This window comes from Curtobacterium sp. ISL-83, assembly GCF_018613895.1.
Classification (GTDB): domain Bacteria; phylum Actinomycetota; class Actinomycetes; order Actinomycetales; family Microbacteriaceae; genus Curtobacterium.
The window spans coordinates 98253-112269 of sequence record NZ_JAGGPH010000011.1; the positions used below are offsets into that span (position 1 = coordinate 98253).

The 14017-nt window shown below is 66.2% G+C and carries 23 protein-coding genes and 1 tRNA gene; 2 read left to right on the plus strand and 22 right to left on the minus strand.

Annotation, left to right across the window (positions count from 1 at the left end; translation table 11 throughout):
- Positions 1 to 38: 38 nt before the first annotated feature.
- The 22 genes from J7E22_RS10635 to J7E22_RS10740 all read right to left on the minus strand — a co-directional run bounded on the left by J7E22_RS10635 (position 39) and on the right by J7E22_RS10740 (position 12721).
- A complete protein-coding gene (locus J7E22_RS10635; protein ID WP_214981703.1) occupies positions 39 to 611 on the minus strand; it encodes a hypothetical protein in 573 nt (190 codons plus the stop codon).
- A 273-nt stretch (positions 612 to 884) separates the two neighbouring features.
- Positions 885 to 1091 carry a hypothetical protein gene (locus tag J7E22_RS10640; RefSeq protein ID WP_214981704.1) on the minus strand — a complete coding sequence of 69 codons (207 nt, stop codon included), beginning with the start codon at positions 1089 to 1091 and terminating at the stop codon, positions 885 to 887.
- Positions 1092 to 2068: 977 nt separating this feature from the next.
- Complete coding sequence (locus tag J7E22_RS10645) at positions 2069 to 2233, minus strand: hypothetical protein (RefSeq protein ID WP_214981705.1); 165 nt, start codon at positions 2231 to 2233, stop codon at positions 2069 to 2071.
- A 664-nt stretch (positions 2234 to 2897) separates the two neighbouring features.
- Positions 2898 to 2969: transfer RNA gene (locus J7E22_RS10650), tRNA-Arg, on the minus strand.
- Positions 2970 to 3296: 327 nt separating this feature from the next.
- Complete coding sequence (locus J7E22_RS10655) at positions 3297 to 4244, minus strand: hypothetical protein (RefSeq protein WP_214981706.1); 948 nt, start codon at positions 4242 to 4244, stop codon at positions 3297 to 3299.
- 145 nt (positions 4245 to 4389) lie between these two features.
- Positions 4390 to 4689 (minus strand): hypothetical protein, encoded by a 300-nt coding sequence (locus J7E22_RS10660; protein ID WP_214981707.1) that lies wholly within the window; start codon positions 4687 to 4689, stop codon positions 4390 to 4392.
- A complete protein-coding gene (locus tag J7E22_RS10665; RefSeq protein WP_214981708.1) occupies positions 4686 to 5060 on the minus strand; it encodes a hypothetical protein in 375 nt (124 codons plus the stop codon). The genes J7E22_RS10660 and J7E22_RS10665 overlap by 4 nt, the downstream gene beginning before the upstream one ends.
- On the minus strand, positions 5041 to 5361 hold the full coding sequence (locus J7E22_RS10670) for a hypothetical protein (RefSeq protein WP_214981709.1): 321 nt from the start codon (positions 5359 to 5361) through the stop codon (positions 5041 to 5043). Before J7E22_RS10670 ends, J7E22_RS10665 begins: the two co-directional genes overlap by 20 nt.
- Complete coding sequence (locus J7E22_RS10675) at positions 5361 to 5765, minus strand: hypothetical protein (protein ID WP_214981710.1); 405 nt, start codon at positions 5763 to 5765, stop codon at positions 5361 to 5363. Before J7E22_RS10675 ends, J7E22_RS10670 begins: the two co-directional genes overlap by 1 nt.
- 59 nt (positions 5766 to 5824) lie before the next feature.
- Positions 5825 to 7354, minus strand: a complete 1530-nt coding sequence (locus tag J7E22_RS10680) for an AAA family ATPase (RefSeq protein WP_214981711.1) — start codon at positions 7352 to 7354, stop codon at positions 5825 to 5827.
- Complete coding sequence (locus J7E22_RS10685) at positions 7341 to 7508, minus strand: hypothetical protein (protein ID WP_214981712.1); 168 nt, start codon at positions 7506 to 7508, stop codon at positions 7341 to 7343. The genes J7E22_RS10680 and J7E22_RS10685 overlap by 14 nt, the downstream gene beginning before the upstream one ends.
- Positions 7492 to 7734, minus strand: a complete 243-nt coding sequence (locus J7E22_RS10690; protein ID WP_214981713.1) for a hypothetical protein — start codon at positions 7732 to 7734, stop codon at positions 7492 to 7494. The genes J7E22_RS10685 and J7E22_RS10690 overlap by 17 nt, the downstream gene beginning before the upstream one ends.
- A 52-nt stretch (positions 7735 to 7786) precedes the next feature.
- Positions 7787 to 8653, minus strand: a complete 867-nt coding sequence (locus J7E22_RS10695; RefSeq protein WP_214981714.1) for a hypothetical protein — start codon at positions 8651 to 8653, stop codon at positions 7787 to 7789.
- Between the two features lie 207 nt (positions 8654 to 8860).
- Positions 8861 to 9358, minus strand: a complete 498-nt coding sequence (locus tag J7E22_RS10700) for a hypothetical protein (RefSeq protein ID WP_214981715.1) — start codon at positions 9356 to 9358, stop codon at positions 8861 to 8863.
- Complete coding sequence (locus J7E22_RS10705) at positions 9355 to 9771, minus strand: hypothetical protein (RefSeq protein WP_214981716.1); 417 nt, start codon at positions 9769 to 9771, stop codon at positions 9355 to 9357. Before J7E22_RS10705 ends, J7E22_RS10700 begins: the two co-directional genes overlap by 4 nt.
- Positions 9768 to 10274, minus strand: a complete 507-nt coding sequence (locus J7E22_RS10710) for a hypothetical protein (RefSeq protein WP_214981717.1) — start codon at positions 10272 to 10274, stop codon at positions 9768 to 9770. Before J7E22_RS10710 ends, J7E22_RS10705 begins: the two co-directional genes overlap by 4 nt.
- Complete coding sequence (locus tag J7E22_RS10715; protein ID WP_214981718.1) at positions 10274 to 10753, minus strand: helix-turn-helix domain-containing protein; 480 nt, start codon at positions 10751 to 10753, stop codon at positions 10274 to 10276. The genes J7E22_RS10710 and J7E22_RS10715 overlap by 1 nt, the downstream gene beginning before the upstream one ends.
- Positions 10750 to 11136 (minus strand): hypothetical protein, encoded by a 387-nt coding sequence (locus J7E22_RS10720; protein ID WP_214981719.1) that lies wholly within the window; start codon positions 11134 to 11136, stop codon positions 10750 to 10752. Before J7E22_RS10720 ends, J7E22_RS10715 begins: the two co-directional genes overlap by 4 nt.
- Positions 11133 to 11423 (minus strand): hypothetical protein, encoded by a 291-nt coding sequence (locus J7E22_RS10725; protein ID WP_214981720.1) that lies wholly within the window; start codon positions 11421 to 11423, stop codon positions 11133 to 11135. Before J7E22_RS10725 ends, J7E22_RS10720 begins: the two co-directional genes overlap by 4 nt.
- Before the next feature lie 157 nt (positions 11424 to 11580).
- Positions 11581 to 11898: a hypothetical protein gene (locus J7E22_RS10730; RefSeq protein ID WP_214981721.1), complete on the minus strand. Its 318-nt coding sequence runs from the start codon at positions 11896 to 11898 to the stop codon at positions 11581 to 11583.
- Positions 11899 to 12275: 377 nt separating this feature from the next.
- On the minus strand, positions 12276 to 12482 hold the full coding sequence (locus J7E22_RS10735; RefSeq protein WP_214981722.1) for a hypothetical protein: 207 nt from the start codon (positions 12480 to 12482) through the stop codon (positions 12276 to 12278).
- A complete protein-coding gene (locus J7E22_RS10740) occupies positions 12479 to 12721 on the minus strand; it encodes a helix-turn-helix domain-containing protein (protein ID WP_214981723.1) in 243 nt (80 codons plus the stop codon). Before J7E22_RS10740 ends, J7E22_RS10735 begins: the two co-directional genes overlap by 4 nt.
- Before the next feature lie 122 nt (positions 12722 to 12843).
- Between J7E22_RS10740 and J7E22_RS10745 the strand changes: the two genes are divergently transcribed.
- Together J7E22_RS10745 and J7E22_RS10750 are read left to right on the plus strand one after the other, a co-directional pair.
- Entirely contained in the window at positions 12844 to 13557 is a 714-nt protein-coding gene (locus J7E22_RS10745) for a helix-turn-helix transcriptional regulator (protein WP_285439895.1), read from the plus strand.
- Between the two features lie 10 nt (positions 13558 to 13567).
- Positions 13568 to 14005, plus strand: a complete 438-nt coding sequence (locus J7E22_RS10750) for an ImmA/IrrE family metallo-endopeptidase (protein WP_214981725.1) — start codon at positions 13568 to 13570, stop codon at positions 14003 to 14005.
- Positions 14006 to 14017: the final 12 nt, after the last annotated feature.

Here is a 14017-nt window from a genome sequence, read left to right on the forward strand (position 1 = left end):
TGCCCTCCGGGGACGCATGGTGCGCCACCAGGGCGCGGCTACAGCGCCGGCACGCTGATAGGTGCGAGGCGCAGGGGAGCGCTGCGGAAGCGCTGACCCGTGAGTGCGATGAAGCGGCCAACCGAGTAGACCTCGATCGCGCGCGTGCCATCGCGGAAATTGCGGCCTGGACCCTCATCGAGTCGGCCGAAGATGTGGAGCCCTTCACCGGAACGCGACACTTCGACGTAGGTGTTGGGGTTGCTGTCGAGAACAGCCTGCGCCCAGTCGGCGACCTTGCCGTCTCGGATGCAGTGGTCCAGGTCGATGCAGCCGACGCCGGCACCGAGGACGTAGCCGATGCCCTCGCCCTTGCTCGACGCTGCGGCATCGGCGTGCGTCGACCAGGTCTGATCGTTCGTGGACGATGCGGAACGGCCAGTGACGGTGATGGGTCGCTTCCTGCTGGTGAACCGGACGAAGCGGCGCTGCGCCTTCATCTCGGGAGGCAGTTGGTGCGCCCGTCGGGCCTTGCGGTGGGCCTTCAGACGGCAGTTAGGGCTGCAGAACCGAGCCCCAGCACGCATCAGGCGCAGTGAAGCACCGCACTCGTCGCACCCCAGCTGGTCCATGCCTCAATCCTACCCAGTGAAACGGATAAGTGGCGGAAACATGCGGAAGTAGCGGGATCACCGATGCGGCGAGAATGAGCCGGAAATGCCGAAAACCGGGCCGATTCGGCCTCTGACCAGGGCTTTTCGTGCCGGAAAAACCGGGAAGAACCGCATGCAGGACGAGAATTGCTATCCGGCGGTTTTCCACCACAGCCGAGGGGGAGTCCCCCGCACGGGGGGTGTGGTCAGCCCTGGCGAGGCGTCGGATGACCCTTCGATCGGATCATTCGGTCAGCTCTCGTCGCTGCTCTCTTCGTCCTGCTCGGCTGTGCTGGTGGTGCTGGCGGTGCGGGCTGCACGCTTGGGCTGCCCTGCCTTGCCGGCTACCTGCTCAGCATAGCCAGCTTCGACCAGGTAGGTGGCGGCATCGGGTGCGAGGTCGACGATGTCTCCGACCTTTCGGCCTCCGACTTCGGACAGGATCTTGATGTTGGTCACGGTGATGTCAGCCCTTCGCTCTTAGTCCTGGGTGTGGCTCGGTGGGGCGGCGCTTGAGCCGGGCGTTCGCTCGGTTGCGTGCGGCGTTCTCGGCTGCTGTCTTGTCGCGGTGGCATGGACCCGACAGCCACTGCAACGATTCGATGCGGTGGTCGTCACCGGGTGTGATGTGGTCAGCGTCAGTGCCGATGCCGTCGCAGTCTGGGTGGTGACGCTCGGCCTCGCAGCGTCCGTGTGCGCGGGCCCGCACTGCCTTGCGGATCTGCTGCCAGTTACTCGGCAGTCGCTGCCGACGATCCGAGGTTGACCAGGGCATCAGGCTGCGGCGAGGTCGAAGACCTTGTGGCAGCTGACGCACCGTGGCGAGTAGTGCTCGGGGTTGGTGCTGTAGCTTCCCTCGTCCGAGTGGCGCTCTGCTGGGTCAGCGTGGTCGTAGGACCAGTGACGTGCTGGGCCTGAGCAGTCCACGCACGAGTGCACGCTTGCTGGACCGCGGGTTGCTCGGACGCGTTCGTGTGCGCCTCTGTAGCTGACCCGATCACCCTTCCACTGCGGGTGCTGGTCCTGCGGTGTGGGCGTTGCTCTGAGGACCGTGGTCGGGTCGCCGTGCTGCGTCACTCGGTAGTGGTGCATCGCGCACCAACCGTGAGGCCCAGCGTCGAGACGGTCGCAGCCCTGCGCTTGGCAGGTGCCGCGCTGGCGCTTGATGGATTGCGGCACCCCAGCGTTGCCAGTTCGGCGTACGCGGTAGTAGTGCATCTCACAGTAGAGCGCAGACTTGCTTCGCTTCGCTCGGTCGCAGTCAGGGATGGTGCAGTTCATGAGTGCTCCATGTGGTTGTGCCGACCAGGCCACGGGCTACCATGCTGCCCCGGTGATGAGCAGCACGGCAGTGCCGAGCACGACGCCGCCGAGGACTGTGGCCGCGACGACGCCGCCGATCTGCCAGGCGAGTTCGTGCTGGCGTTGGCGCTTCATCAGCTCGAGCTCTCGACCGGCAGGTAATCCACGCGGCCATCGGTCAGTGTCACGTCGATGCCGGCGACCTTGCCGAACTCGTACTTGATGTGAACGCGGTCGAGGCTGACGTTCGTCTTGTAGCCCGCTGCCTTCAGGGCGTTGCGGATCTCGGTGAGGGTCACGTGCCGTCTCTCTCGATAGGGATTCCCCGTGCTCGACGCCGTGATGAGTTGCGCTTGCGGCGACGTGGGAACTCCACATGCGCGGCGTTGCTGGCGTTGTCGTCGGCGGGCCGGGGAAGTCGTGGGGTCGCGTTTCCTGCCCGCGCAGTCCTAGGTTCGTCGGCAGGATTCGTTCAGATGCTCCGGGGACGCGATGCTCCCGAACCTGGGAAGTGATGCACGTTGTTGTCGCGGTCGTGCGCCGCGGGTGCTTAGGTCACCATCCTGTGTCCCCGCTTGCATGTCTCGGTAATCGTTTCCGAGGCGGGGCTACTTGCGGTCCCGCGACGAGGCCCAACCCGAACGGGTCCCGGCGCGGAAGTAGTGGCTGTTGGTTTGCGGTTGCAGCCTCCGCGTCCGTGTGCCGGCGTTCTTGTCCCACGGCGAGACTCAATGAGCCGGTCCCTCAACCGGTGCGCCTCATCCGAGCATTGCGGCTCGGGTGTCCTCGTTTCCGAGGACGACTGAAGAGCGAGCAGGCAAGGGCAGAGCGGGCCGTGCTGACCATGGGTCAGCCTCCCGGGTGCATCCTCACCTGCTCGCTGGTTGGCCGACTATTCCTTGCCGTCTGCCATGGCTGGTGCCGCACCCAGCGAATGCCTGTTCCGCTGGGCGGTACTCCGCGCGCGCCCCGACAGATTCGAACTGCCGACCATGCGGGTAGAAGCCGCGTGCTCTTCCGCTGAGCTAGGGGCGCAGGCCGCAGGTGTTCGGAACTGAACACCTGCGAGGGACCTCGCACCTGTTGCAGCTGTAACAGGTGTGACAGGTGACACAGGTGACAACCCGGTTGTCACGTGTCCCGGCAAAGCAAATGCCCGCCGGGGTTTTCCTGGCGGGCATGCGATGTCACGGACATCATAGCGGTCGGGTGAACAGACGCACAAGTACAACGGTGCGCGTGTCGGTGGCCGGGGCCAAGAGCGCACCCATGTCATCACCCATGACGTTCAGGTGGTGCGCACCGCATCACCTGAACGTCACTTCGCGGGTGTCCACTCGGCGATGGGTCCGCTCGATCAGGTCATCCGGCGGTTGCTGTCTCCGGACCCCGGGCTGCGCCGACAGGTCGGCGCATCACGGTAGCCAGTCGCCGCACCTGCTTGGCACGCCAGAGCTCACGGACGTCGTCCGCCCGGACGTAGACGACACCGTCGGCAGTGTGCGTCGGCAGCCCCTCGTGCTGGATGTACCGGTTCAGCGTCTGCTGCGTCAGCCGCATCTCGGCGATTGCCTGCTTCTTGGTCCACCACTCGGCGGCTGGCGGGGCTTCCTCAACCCGGATGTCGGTGAGCAGCACCCGGATGTTCCGTTCCTTCATCAGCGCCTTGGCGTCGCCCTCGAACCGGCAGTAGCTGCAGACGATCGCGATGTCCGTGACCGACTCAGACCGGCGCTCGATGTTCATGGTCGATGACCCGCACACCGGGCACGGCCGTGGCACGACGGGGCGCGCTGGCCGGGCTTCCATCGGGAACCGTTCCCGGAGATGCCACAGCATGCTGTCGACGCTCGTGAGGTAGTCCGCCGATCCGGGCTGCCGACGGATCGAGTCGTGATGGATCAGCAACCACGTCGCCAGGTTGGCCGTGAGCCCGTACGCGCCCTGCGGTGTGACCGACGACCGGAAGCCCTGAGGTCCACCGTCCGTCGACCAGGCGTACTTCGCCGTCACGGGCGCGTCGATCTGCAGCTCTGCGGACCAGTACCGGACCCAGTTGAGCAGGTGGGCGTACACCCGGTCTGACGCCTCGAGGGGGTCCACGCGGATCGGGAACGACGGTTCCGTGCTCGATGAGTGGGGCTGCCCGTCTGACGGCTGCGCACCACCAGGGACCACCAGGCTGCGGACGTGCTCCACCTGGTCCGCTGCCTTGATGAGCAGGGAGCGGACGTGCGTCTCGGCCAGAGCGGCGACGACGTCCGGATCAATTGCGGGGGAGTCCTGTTCGTGCTGAACGTCGGTGCTCAATTGCGCTCCTTCGAGGTACTGCGGCGAGCGCTTCGGGTTCGGCGCGCTCGCCGTGGGGGCTGTGGTGTGTTGTTCGGGCACTGCTCCGGGTGGTCCTTGCAGATCGGTGAGCAGTGGTCGCCGGGCGGGTGGTGAGGCTCGAGCATCACGTGCCGAGGGCTGCGACCACGGCGTCCGTGACCTTCGCGCGTAACGGCCCGATGTCCTGCCCGATGATGTGCGGCACAGCCGCCCGCGGGTAGTTCGACGCGTTGAACAGCACCTCGCCCACTGCGGCGTTGACCTGCTCGCGTGTCGCCGGCTGTCCTGACGGTTCTGGCTGGGTGTCACGCACCGCGTCGAGGATGCGCAGCGTGCGCTCTGAGAACTGGTCCTGCCGCACCAGCTCTTCCTGCGCCTTCTCGACGCCGTCGCGCCAGCCTTGCGCGTACTGCTGGTCGCTCACGTCGTGGGCTCCTTCTGCTCGTAGATGACCTTCAGGGTGCGTCCGTCGTCCTGCAGGGCGACCAGGACACCGGCAAGCCCCAGCAGGCCGACGACACGGCCCGCTGGACCGTGCACCTCGAGGCGGGTGACCGTCGGGTACTCAGTGCTCGACGGGAGCGCCGAGTACGGCGTGAGGCTCTTCGGGCAGCTGCACGGCTCTCCGTAAGCGGCGGTCATGAACTCGCAGAACGTGGAGTGGGGGACCGCGGCGAGCGCCGCGTGCAGCAGGTCGAGTTCGTCAGCTGCAGCAGTGATGGCCTTCGCGGTGCCCGGGAACCCTGGGTCGATGATCCTTGCGCTGGCTCGTAGCTCAGCGGTGTTGACGGTCATTGGTCCTCCTTGCCTGGTCTCGGAGCCACCGCTTCCGGTCGGCTCGCCACTTACGGTCGACGCGCCTCATCCACCGCCGGTGCCGGGCGTCCTGCGTGCGGACCCGTTTCTCGGCGGACGTCTCGACCCTGGCGCGGAGGATGATCGGGGCGAGCATGAGCCCTGCGACGACGACGATGTAGGCCCACCAGGACCACCCCTCGCCGTGAGCCTTCTGCACGGAGTGGTAGATGCCTGTCGTGATGGCGATGTCGAGCGCGAGCAGCCAACGCTGCAGGGCTGTGATGACGGTGCGGCGCATCAGCCGGCGCTCGTCTGGGTCTCGATGTTCGGGATGATGGATTCCGGCTTGAAGATGACCTTGTAGCGGTACGGGTCGGCCTTCGCCGGTTCGGTCTGCAGGGACCAGACCATCGTGTTGTCGGAGAGCCCGAAGGTCTCCTTGACGTACTTGTCGGGGCCGATCTTGCAGGTGACGGTGCGCTGCTTCGAAGAGTCGTTGTTGCCGAGGGAGCAGAGGCCGTCGACCTCCGCGATGTACTTGTCCGTGATGCCGTTGTAGAAGACGATCTGCCGGTGGATCTTGAATGAGTCGGCATCGCGGGACAGGTTCTCGCTGACGGTGTCGGCCTGGCTGGTGCAGCCAGCGAGGGCGAGGACCGCAGTCGCGGCGATTGCGACGGTGGCGATGGTGCGCTTGTTCATGGGGTTCCGTTCTGGTTGGGGTGGTGCGCTCGTTCGAGCGCAGCTGTTGCGGATGTGGGTCATGCGGGCATCCAGGGCATTTCGCCCGTGACGCCGCGTCGGAGCCGGTGTGGCCAGTCGCGTGGGTCTCGGTCGCCGCGCCATCGGACGACGTGGACCATGGAGTCGTCGTCGTCGATCGTGCGGAGGCCAAGCCCGAACTCGGGCCAGCCGAGAAGTGCGGCCGATCCGCGGGGGCGCAGGTCGCGCTCGCCGCCGAGTGACTTGCCGTGGCCGGCGTGGGCTTCCATGACCATGGCGACGCCGCGTTCCCGGAAGCCGTCGAGTGCGACGATCAGCGGGGCCGCGTCGTCGTCGTTGTTGATCGCCTGGGGCACGAGCTTGTAGAGCGGCCCGATCAGCAGCATGTCGGGCTGGTGTCGGTCGATCAGGCGGTGGACCTGGTCGACGTCGGCCTGGCGGGTGAGGTCGAGCCGGACGCCTGCCGAGACGAGCACCTGCCGGCCGGGGTCTCGGACTCCGTACTGCCCGGCCAGCGAGGCGAGGTAGCGGGTGTTCCGTGACCACTGCAGGACGGTGTTCTCGGCGTCGATGGCGAGCACCCGGAGCGGCTTGATCTGGTAGCCGTTGAACGGGTGCACGCCGGCAGCTGCGGCGATGGCGAGCTGCCGGGTGAAGTAGCTCTTGCCGGACCCCTCACTGCCGGTCAGGACGAGACGGTCCCGTCGTTCGAGCAGATCCGGGATCAGCCAGTTGGGGGTGTCCGGGACTGCCAGGACTTCGTCCAGGTAGATGGGCTGCAGCTCGGCGGCTCCGATCGCTGACCGCCTACGTCGTACCTCGTCCTTCACCTCGAGGCGTTCGAGCTCGAAGGCCACGGCCCGTTCGAACTCTTCGTTGACGGGCTCTGGCTCGGCTTCCGGCTCGGGCAAGACGGCCGGGCGGAACTGCTCCCAGCCGTGGCCGGCGGCGACGTGGTCGGCTGCGTCCTTCCCGACGAGCGGTTCGAGGATGACGACCTGCGACTTGCCTTCGAGCAGGTCACGGACTTGCAGCGCGTGCTTCAGCCCGGTCTCGTCCATGTCGCGGACGACGAGCACCTTGCGGTTGTGGAGCGGCGAGAGGTCGAACATCGCCGCCTTGCCCGCGCCCATCGCCGTGCAGACGGCGACGCGGCCAAGCGCCTCGAGCGCGTGAACGTCCTTCTCGCCCTCCACCATCCAAACCGGGTCGGCGTCCCCGATGCGCTCGACGTGGTAGAGATCCTTGCCCTTCGTGTTCCCCGACTGCCGGAACTTCTTGTCGGGGGAACGATGTACAACGCGGCCGTCTCGGTAGCGGTACTCGACGCCCTTCTTCTCGTCGAAAAGATCCTGCATGGTCAGCCCGAGCTCGTAGAGGACGTCCTGCGTCGGGTCCGAGTGCGAGTGGACCAGCGTCTGACCTTCGACGGACTGCACTGACACCGACCGGTCCTTCGCCGAGTGCCCTGGTGCCTGCGCGTCCGCCGCCTCGTTGCCGCGCATCTGGACGTGCAGGCCCTTGTTCCGGAACGCGTCGAGAACGCGGTCGAAGCTAGCTCGTCCCATCCGGTGTTGCTCCGATCTGTTCGTACTCGGACGGGCTCAGGAAGCCGACGGTGGCGAAGTGCAGTTCGCTGATGCGCTGCAGTTCCCGTTCGGCTGTCTCGGCGCGTGTCAGGGCGTCGTCTCGCTGTCGGCGTAGCTCAGCTCGCGTCGTCAAAGGGGACCTCCTTCACTCCGCCAGGTGCGGCGTATGCCGCGTCGGTCTCGATCGCGTCCACTGCCCATCGCTGCCCGGACGGCGGGAGCGGGTGCGGGCCGCGCTGCTCACGGAGCCGGGCGACCCTGATCCGCTTCTGCTTCTGCAGATGCCCGGGCTCGAGGTACACACCTGGGTTGTCCCGGCGGTACTCGTTCATGAGGTCGGAAGCCTCGTCGTAGGACATGTCGGGGAGGGTGTCCGCCCAGACAGTCGCTGCGAGCTGGGTGACCTTGCGGTTATCGACTGCTGACGCCCGAGCTAAGAGCCGGAACGCTTCTTCCTGATTCATCCGAGCCTCCGTAGAGCTGCTGGTAATCGACCGCCGCTTGCTCGGCGTTGGTGAGGGACCGCTGCTGTGACTCGCGCCGCTTCTGCTTCTCGTTGACGGCGCGCGTCTTGAGCTGGTCGAACTGCTCCCGGAACTTCGGCATCGACAGCACGTTGGCCTGCCAGAACTCGTTGGCCTGCGTCCAGCGCATGACCCACTCGACCTGCTCGCGCGTGTACCCGTCGAGGCGCATCAGACGGTCCGCGGCGGACCACCACGTGACCCCGACCGTGCCGACCTTGTTGCCGTTCCCGCGGATCAGCGCTGCGAGCAGATCGCAGAGGTAGACCACGTCCTCAGAGAAGACTTTCGGGTCAGACGCGCCAGCGTCTGACGAAGAAGCTTCCTGATTGGCTTCTTCCAGATGGTGTTCTGGTAGATAGTCTTCTTTACCGCCGGATTCACCGACGACGGGTGAACCGCCGTCGGCTGAACCGACGTCGGAGAATCCACCGATGTCGGATTTCCCGTCAGCGGTCGGCGGCTCCACGAGCTCGTATTCGACCTCGTTGAAGCGGCCCCCGTCACCGCGTGATTGGACGCGTCGTAGGTAGCCGAACGCCGACAACTCGTTGACGACCGTGCGGATCGCGTCCCGCCCTTCCGGGCCTGTTCGCTGTAGCGCGGCGATCGTTATGTGCCACCCAACGCGGTGAGACATGAGCTCGACGAGCATGCCCTTTGCCCTCCGTGACAGGCGTTCGTCCCGCACCCAATCGTTCGGGATCTGGACGTAGCGCCCTTCGAAGCTGAGATGCGAGCGTCTAATGCCCATCGGTGTCCCTCTGCTCTCCGAATCGGACGGCGATGTCGCCATCCCCGCCCTCGAGCGCAATCGCCGTAGCTGTGCCCCAGCTCACGGCGGTCGCCGCTGCACCGGTCACGAAGTTCAGGACGTCGCACGACTTGTCTCGGTGCATCGTGATCGCTGCCTGCGCGGCGGAGATGTCTGCGTCCTCTCGCACACCCGTGGTGGGGTCGTTCATGCCACCACCGCCTCTTGTACGGCCCGAGCGAGCATCGTCGCGACCGCCGGCAATTGCGAGTTGATGTCGGCGTGCGAGAGCCGCCCCTGCTGCGCGTACGCGGCCAGGCGCAGGACGTTCTGCAGCTGCATGAGGATGGCGAAGGGAACGTGCAGGCCGTTGTCGGGGTCCGGGTCCTCCGGTGTGCGGATCGCGTCCGCGGCGGAGACAATGCGGTCGACTGCGGCGAGCGCTGGCACGAGCTCGTCGAGTGTGTCGGTGGGCAGCAGGGACGGCTCGTGCGGGACGACGTCGAACTGAAAGTCGCTACCGTCGATGTAGCCGTACCCGGCCGCGGCGAGTTCCGCTGCTGCAGCGTTGGCGTCCTCGAGCGTCCACGTCCCCGCGCTGGTGTCCAGCAGGTCGCTGATCCGGCATGGTGCGGACAGGTGGTCGGTGAGCGCTTCACGTGCGCCCGTGGAGAGCGCCGAGCTGATGACGATGTGGTGGGTCAATTGTCGATCCCCTCTGCTTCCATCCGCTGAGCAAGGTCTGCGGCGTGTGTGGACGTACGCAAGGCGTCCAGTTGCGTGTCGACGCGAGGCCAGATGTCGTAGACGACGTGGCCCCCGATTGACCGGGACACCTTCACGGGCTGGCCGTTGTCGTAGGTGTTCAGGAGCTGCTGTTGCTGGGCTGTCAGCAGGCCGTCGTCGGGCACGGTGACGCCGGGCACGTGTTCTGCGACGATCACTTTCAGTAGGTGGCTGAGCCGGTCGAGGATCGCCATGACCGCGTGGTCGTCGGGCAGGTCGCAGGTGCCGGCGAGGGTGTCAGTGACGGTGCTGATGTCGTCGATTGCTCGGAGCGTCGCCGTCTTGAGGGAATCGAGCGGCGTGTTCGGAGTGCGATCGATTGGGGTGCTCATGATGTCTTCCCGTTCTTGTCGGCGCAGTCGTGGCACTGCCAGTCGTTTAGGTCTGCGTGGACCGAGCCGACGGATCGGCGGGTGCCGTAGTCGTCGGCGAGGATCTGGACGATTTCGCGCACGCTGCGGCCCCCGTGAGCGAGGGTGTGCACTTCAGCGACGATTCGGGTGCGTTCGCTGCGGGGCATGGTGAAGCCTGGGTAGACCTTGCCGTCCATCCCGAGGACGTATCCGCGTGGAATCTCTGCGTGTTCAGGTGTGCCAGATGTGCTCACCTGAACGAGCGATGCAGCGTCATCCGGGGCCGTAGCGTCGGTGAGGATCTTCGCGACGTCGTAGTCGGTGAGGTCGAACACGGACAATCCGAACTGCGCCGCATACAGCGACAGAAGCTTGCCGTGGTTCTCGGATATCTCTCCTGCGGACTCGTCGCCCGCGAACTGCAGCCGAAGCGGGTAATGGTCTCGCGATGCTTCGCTGATCGCCGGGATGTGGGGTGCCATCAGATGACCGCCCCTCGTCCGTTGAGCACGGCGGCGTACGCCGATGCCTCCTGGTAGGCGGCGGTGAACGCCATGAAGTCCGCGGGTGCCAGCGCTCGGTCGTCTGACACTTCGGCGTAGACCAACCATTCGTGGTCCTGCTCGTCGAATCGCTCGACGGCGACGATCCAGCCATCACCACGCTTCTCGTCTGCGTGGTGGAGGACCGGGATTCCGGTGCGCCCGTCCATGCCGTCGATGTGCTTGGTGTTGTCGCACCCGAGCACCGGGCACGGCCGGGGCGGGTCCTGCATGAGCTTCACGATTGCCTCAGTGACCTTCGCGACGTAGCTGCGGGTGGGGTCGAACAGGCCGTCTTCGACCTTCGCGAGAAACGCGGTTGACGTGCCTGCCATGGCCGCGACGAGCGGCTGGGAAACGCCGCTGCTGGTTCGCAGCGCCTTCAGGTGGGTTCCGGTCCCACGGGTTGCGGTCTTCATGCGTTCACCTCGGTGCTGACGTCGAGCAGCATCTGCAGCTCGAGCTCGATGAATGGGTCTGGGGCGGGGACGTGGAGCCCGACCCGCCAGATGCGCTCTCCGGTGCGGAGGTGCCGGATCTCGTTCCAATCCGACGGGCTGTCGGAGGCAAGCCAGCGGGGGAGCAGGCGGCGGTGAGCGTCGCACGCGTCCCACTCGTCGGGCGTAGCTCCGATCCCGACGACGATCTCGATGCGCCGGGAGTCCGGGTAGATGTGGATTTCGCCCAGCTGCCTGAGCACGACGCCGTCGCGTACCTCTGCTCGGACGGTAGTGACGCGCGCTCGCCGTGTGGTGGTCGGGTAGTCGGCGGCGTGGCGGAGCGCCGCCGCGGTGACGCTCACTTCGAGGCCCCTCGGGTGCCGGCGAAGAGGTCATCGACGGTCATGCCGAGTGCGCGCTGCGCTCGGAACATGTCCGTGATCATCACGTGGACGCCGGTCCAGAGCCAGAACATGCGCCAGCGGGTGATGCCGGCAGTGCGGGCCAGGCTCAGCGGGTCAAGCCCACGGCTACGCGCCCGGCGGCGGATGTTCGCGGCGACCTCACGAGTCGCCTGGCTTGCGTCGCGGCGACGGGCGCGGGCCTCGGGGCTGTGGCTCCGGGTGAAGATGCTGGTTATGCTGTTCATGTTCGTTGTGGCCTTTCGTGCCGTGGCCCCCGAGACGTTGCAGCGTCAGGGGGCCTTCTTCGTTGGTGGGGTTAGAGCGCGGACGGGGCGAGCATCGCCAGGAGGCAGATGGCGACGAAGCCGAGCGCGCCGACCCAGTCGGGGATGCGGCGGTGGTTCACGAGGACGCCACCCATCGGCGGGACTTCCGGCCGCTGACTGTGCGCCCGTACTTGCCGGAGTGCCGGACCGCTCCTGCCCGGACGAGCTCCGAGCGGCGGGAGCGGAGCGACTGCGGCGTGGGGACCACCCAGCCCGCCGTCAGAGCGTCGGCCACGTACATCGGGTAGAGCTCGTCGTCCGTGATGCCGTCGCTGCCCGAGGGGGCAACGCGGCGGATGATCGACAGGAGACGTTTCTGCACCTCCGTGGGGTTGTGCGCCGATCGTGCGGCGGCATGGCTGGTGTCTGGATCTGTGGAGCGTGCTGCAGGCATTGCTGTTCCTTCCGATGAGGGGGAAGAGAGAGGTCGTGGGTGCCAGTGCCCGCCGTCGAGTGCCGATCCCGACGTGCCCCCGACGGCCGCTTGTGCGCCGAATCCTGGGGACGGGCTGTCTCGTCAGCGCGGGGGCCCCGGCGTGGGACCCGCTTACGTCGCTCCGTGGAGACGGAAAGTGCTTGGTACGAGACGACGGGTTGTCCAGCGACGGGTGCCGTGTACGTCTCGCCTTGCTTGTTGCCACGCTGTTGAGTTCTGAAGGTGCAAATGCGACGGGGGCGTGCCCCAGTGGGGCCGTGTCCGGGCGCGCCGATCAGCGCCACCGAGAGGCGCTACTGATCGGAAGATGTGGGGAAGCGCACGAGCCGGACGGCTCAGTCGCGCTCCGAAAGGTTTGCTACGTACCGGTCGAGGTCCTCTTTTCGGAACTTCACCCGCTTGGTGTCACCGACTGGGATCAATTCACCCTTGGCGCGCAGATCATCGATGTCACGAAGCGATCCGCTGATGTAGAACGCTGCAAGCTCCCTGGTGAAGAGCGCGGGAGCGAATTCAATCCGCACCGCGGTGACGGCTGTCACGCTGCGGCCCCGACTGGCGAGCCTTCGACCACCACCGGGAAGGAGATGGCCTCGAACGAGACGCCGAGTGCGTCAGCGAGTCGCCGCAGTACTGCCGGCGACGGCTGGCGTGACCCGTTCTCGAGCTTGGTGAGGTAGCCGGGGTCGAGTTCCGCACGCTTGGCGAACTGCCCGTGGCGGAGTCCCGACAGCTCCCGGATGGTCCGGAGGGCCGTCCCGTTGAGTCGTCGTGTCTGCATGCGTCCATAGTAGGCAAGATTCCTGCCGCCCGATGGATTGGCAACGAAGTTTTTCTGCGTGTCGCTTGCTAGCGCGGATGAGAGCGCTCACATGTTGCCAAGCGTTGCCTACGCGTGCTTAGATGGGCCGTGTGATCACAGGAGACTCCCTCCGCGCAGCGCGCGAGGCCGCAGCTATGACCCAGCAGGAACTGGCTGAGAAGGTCGGCTCATCGCTACGGACGATCGGTAATTGGGAGCGGAGCGGCGTCGTACCACGCAAGTGGTGGAGTGGCATCAAGTCAGCTCTGCCGGCCGCGGAGGTCGAGCTACCAATTCCCCCGCGCCAGGACCGGGGCACAGCGCACGAAGAGGACCGGAACGATCTTGCTGACGCCATGTCCGACGCGATCAATCGGTTCCGTCAGCGAGCGAGCGAGGGTGGCGCGGAACAAGCCGTGGAGCAACAGATTGAGATCTACGAGGGCGCTGTTGACACGCTGGACTGGGCAGAGATCGCGATCGCAGCAGGTGTCGACAGCGACCTGATTGGCCAGCTCACAGCGGCCGTCGTTTCAGTGTTCATCGATGCTGGGACGCTCGGGTTGATGCGCCGAGTACCAGAGCCGCTTAACCCCATGACCACGATCGTCTACAGAGCGGCAGCGATCGCAGAGCACGCCCGCCAGGTGAACCCTGCGCGCCCTCAAGCGCCGAGGCTGAGCATGCCCGCGAATGTCGCACCTGTCGTCGAGGATGACGAAGAGCACATCGAGTTCACGAATGATGTCCAGTCGGCGTACGACCGAGCTGCCCACCGCGGCCGCCGAAAGGCGGACATCCCGTACGCCGAGTGAAGGGGGAAGCATGAAGGACCTGATCGCGCTCGCCGCGTCCTACGGGGTCCGGATCGTCTACTGCCATATCGACGACGCGAACGGCTTCTACGACGTCGAGGACAGCGCAGTGAAGGTCGACATCAGCCTCACCCCCGATGAGAAGCGCAGCGTGATCGCTCACGAGCTAGGACACGTGCACCACGGGCACACGTGCGGCGGCGTGCACAACAGCCGCATCGAGCGCCAGGCGCGCGCCTACGCCGCCTACCTGCTCGTGCATCCGATCGATTACGCGGCCGCGGAACGCGTCAGTGCCGATGCGTTCCACATCGCGGAAGAGCTCGGCGTGACTGTGGAGCTCATCGATGACTACCGAGCGATGTGCATTCAGCGACTCGGCGAGCGCACCTACGGGCGCTCGCCTCGAGGCCACCTGACGAACGACCTCGCGCGAGCGCTGTCCTGAACAACGAAGAGC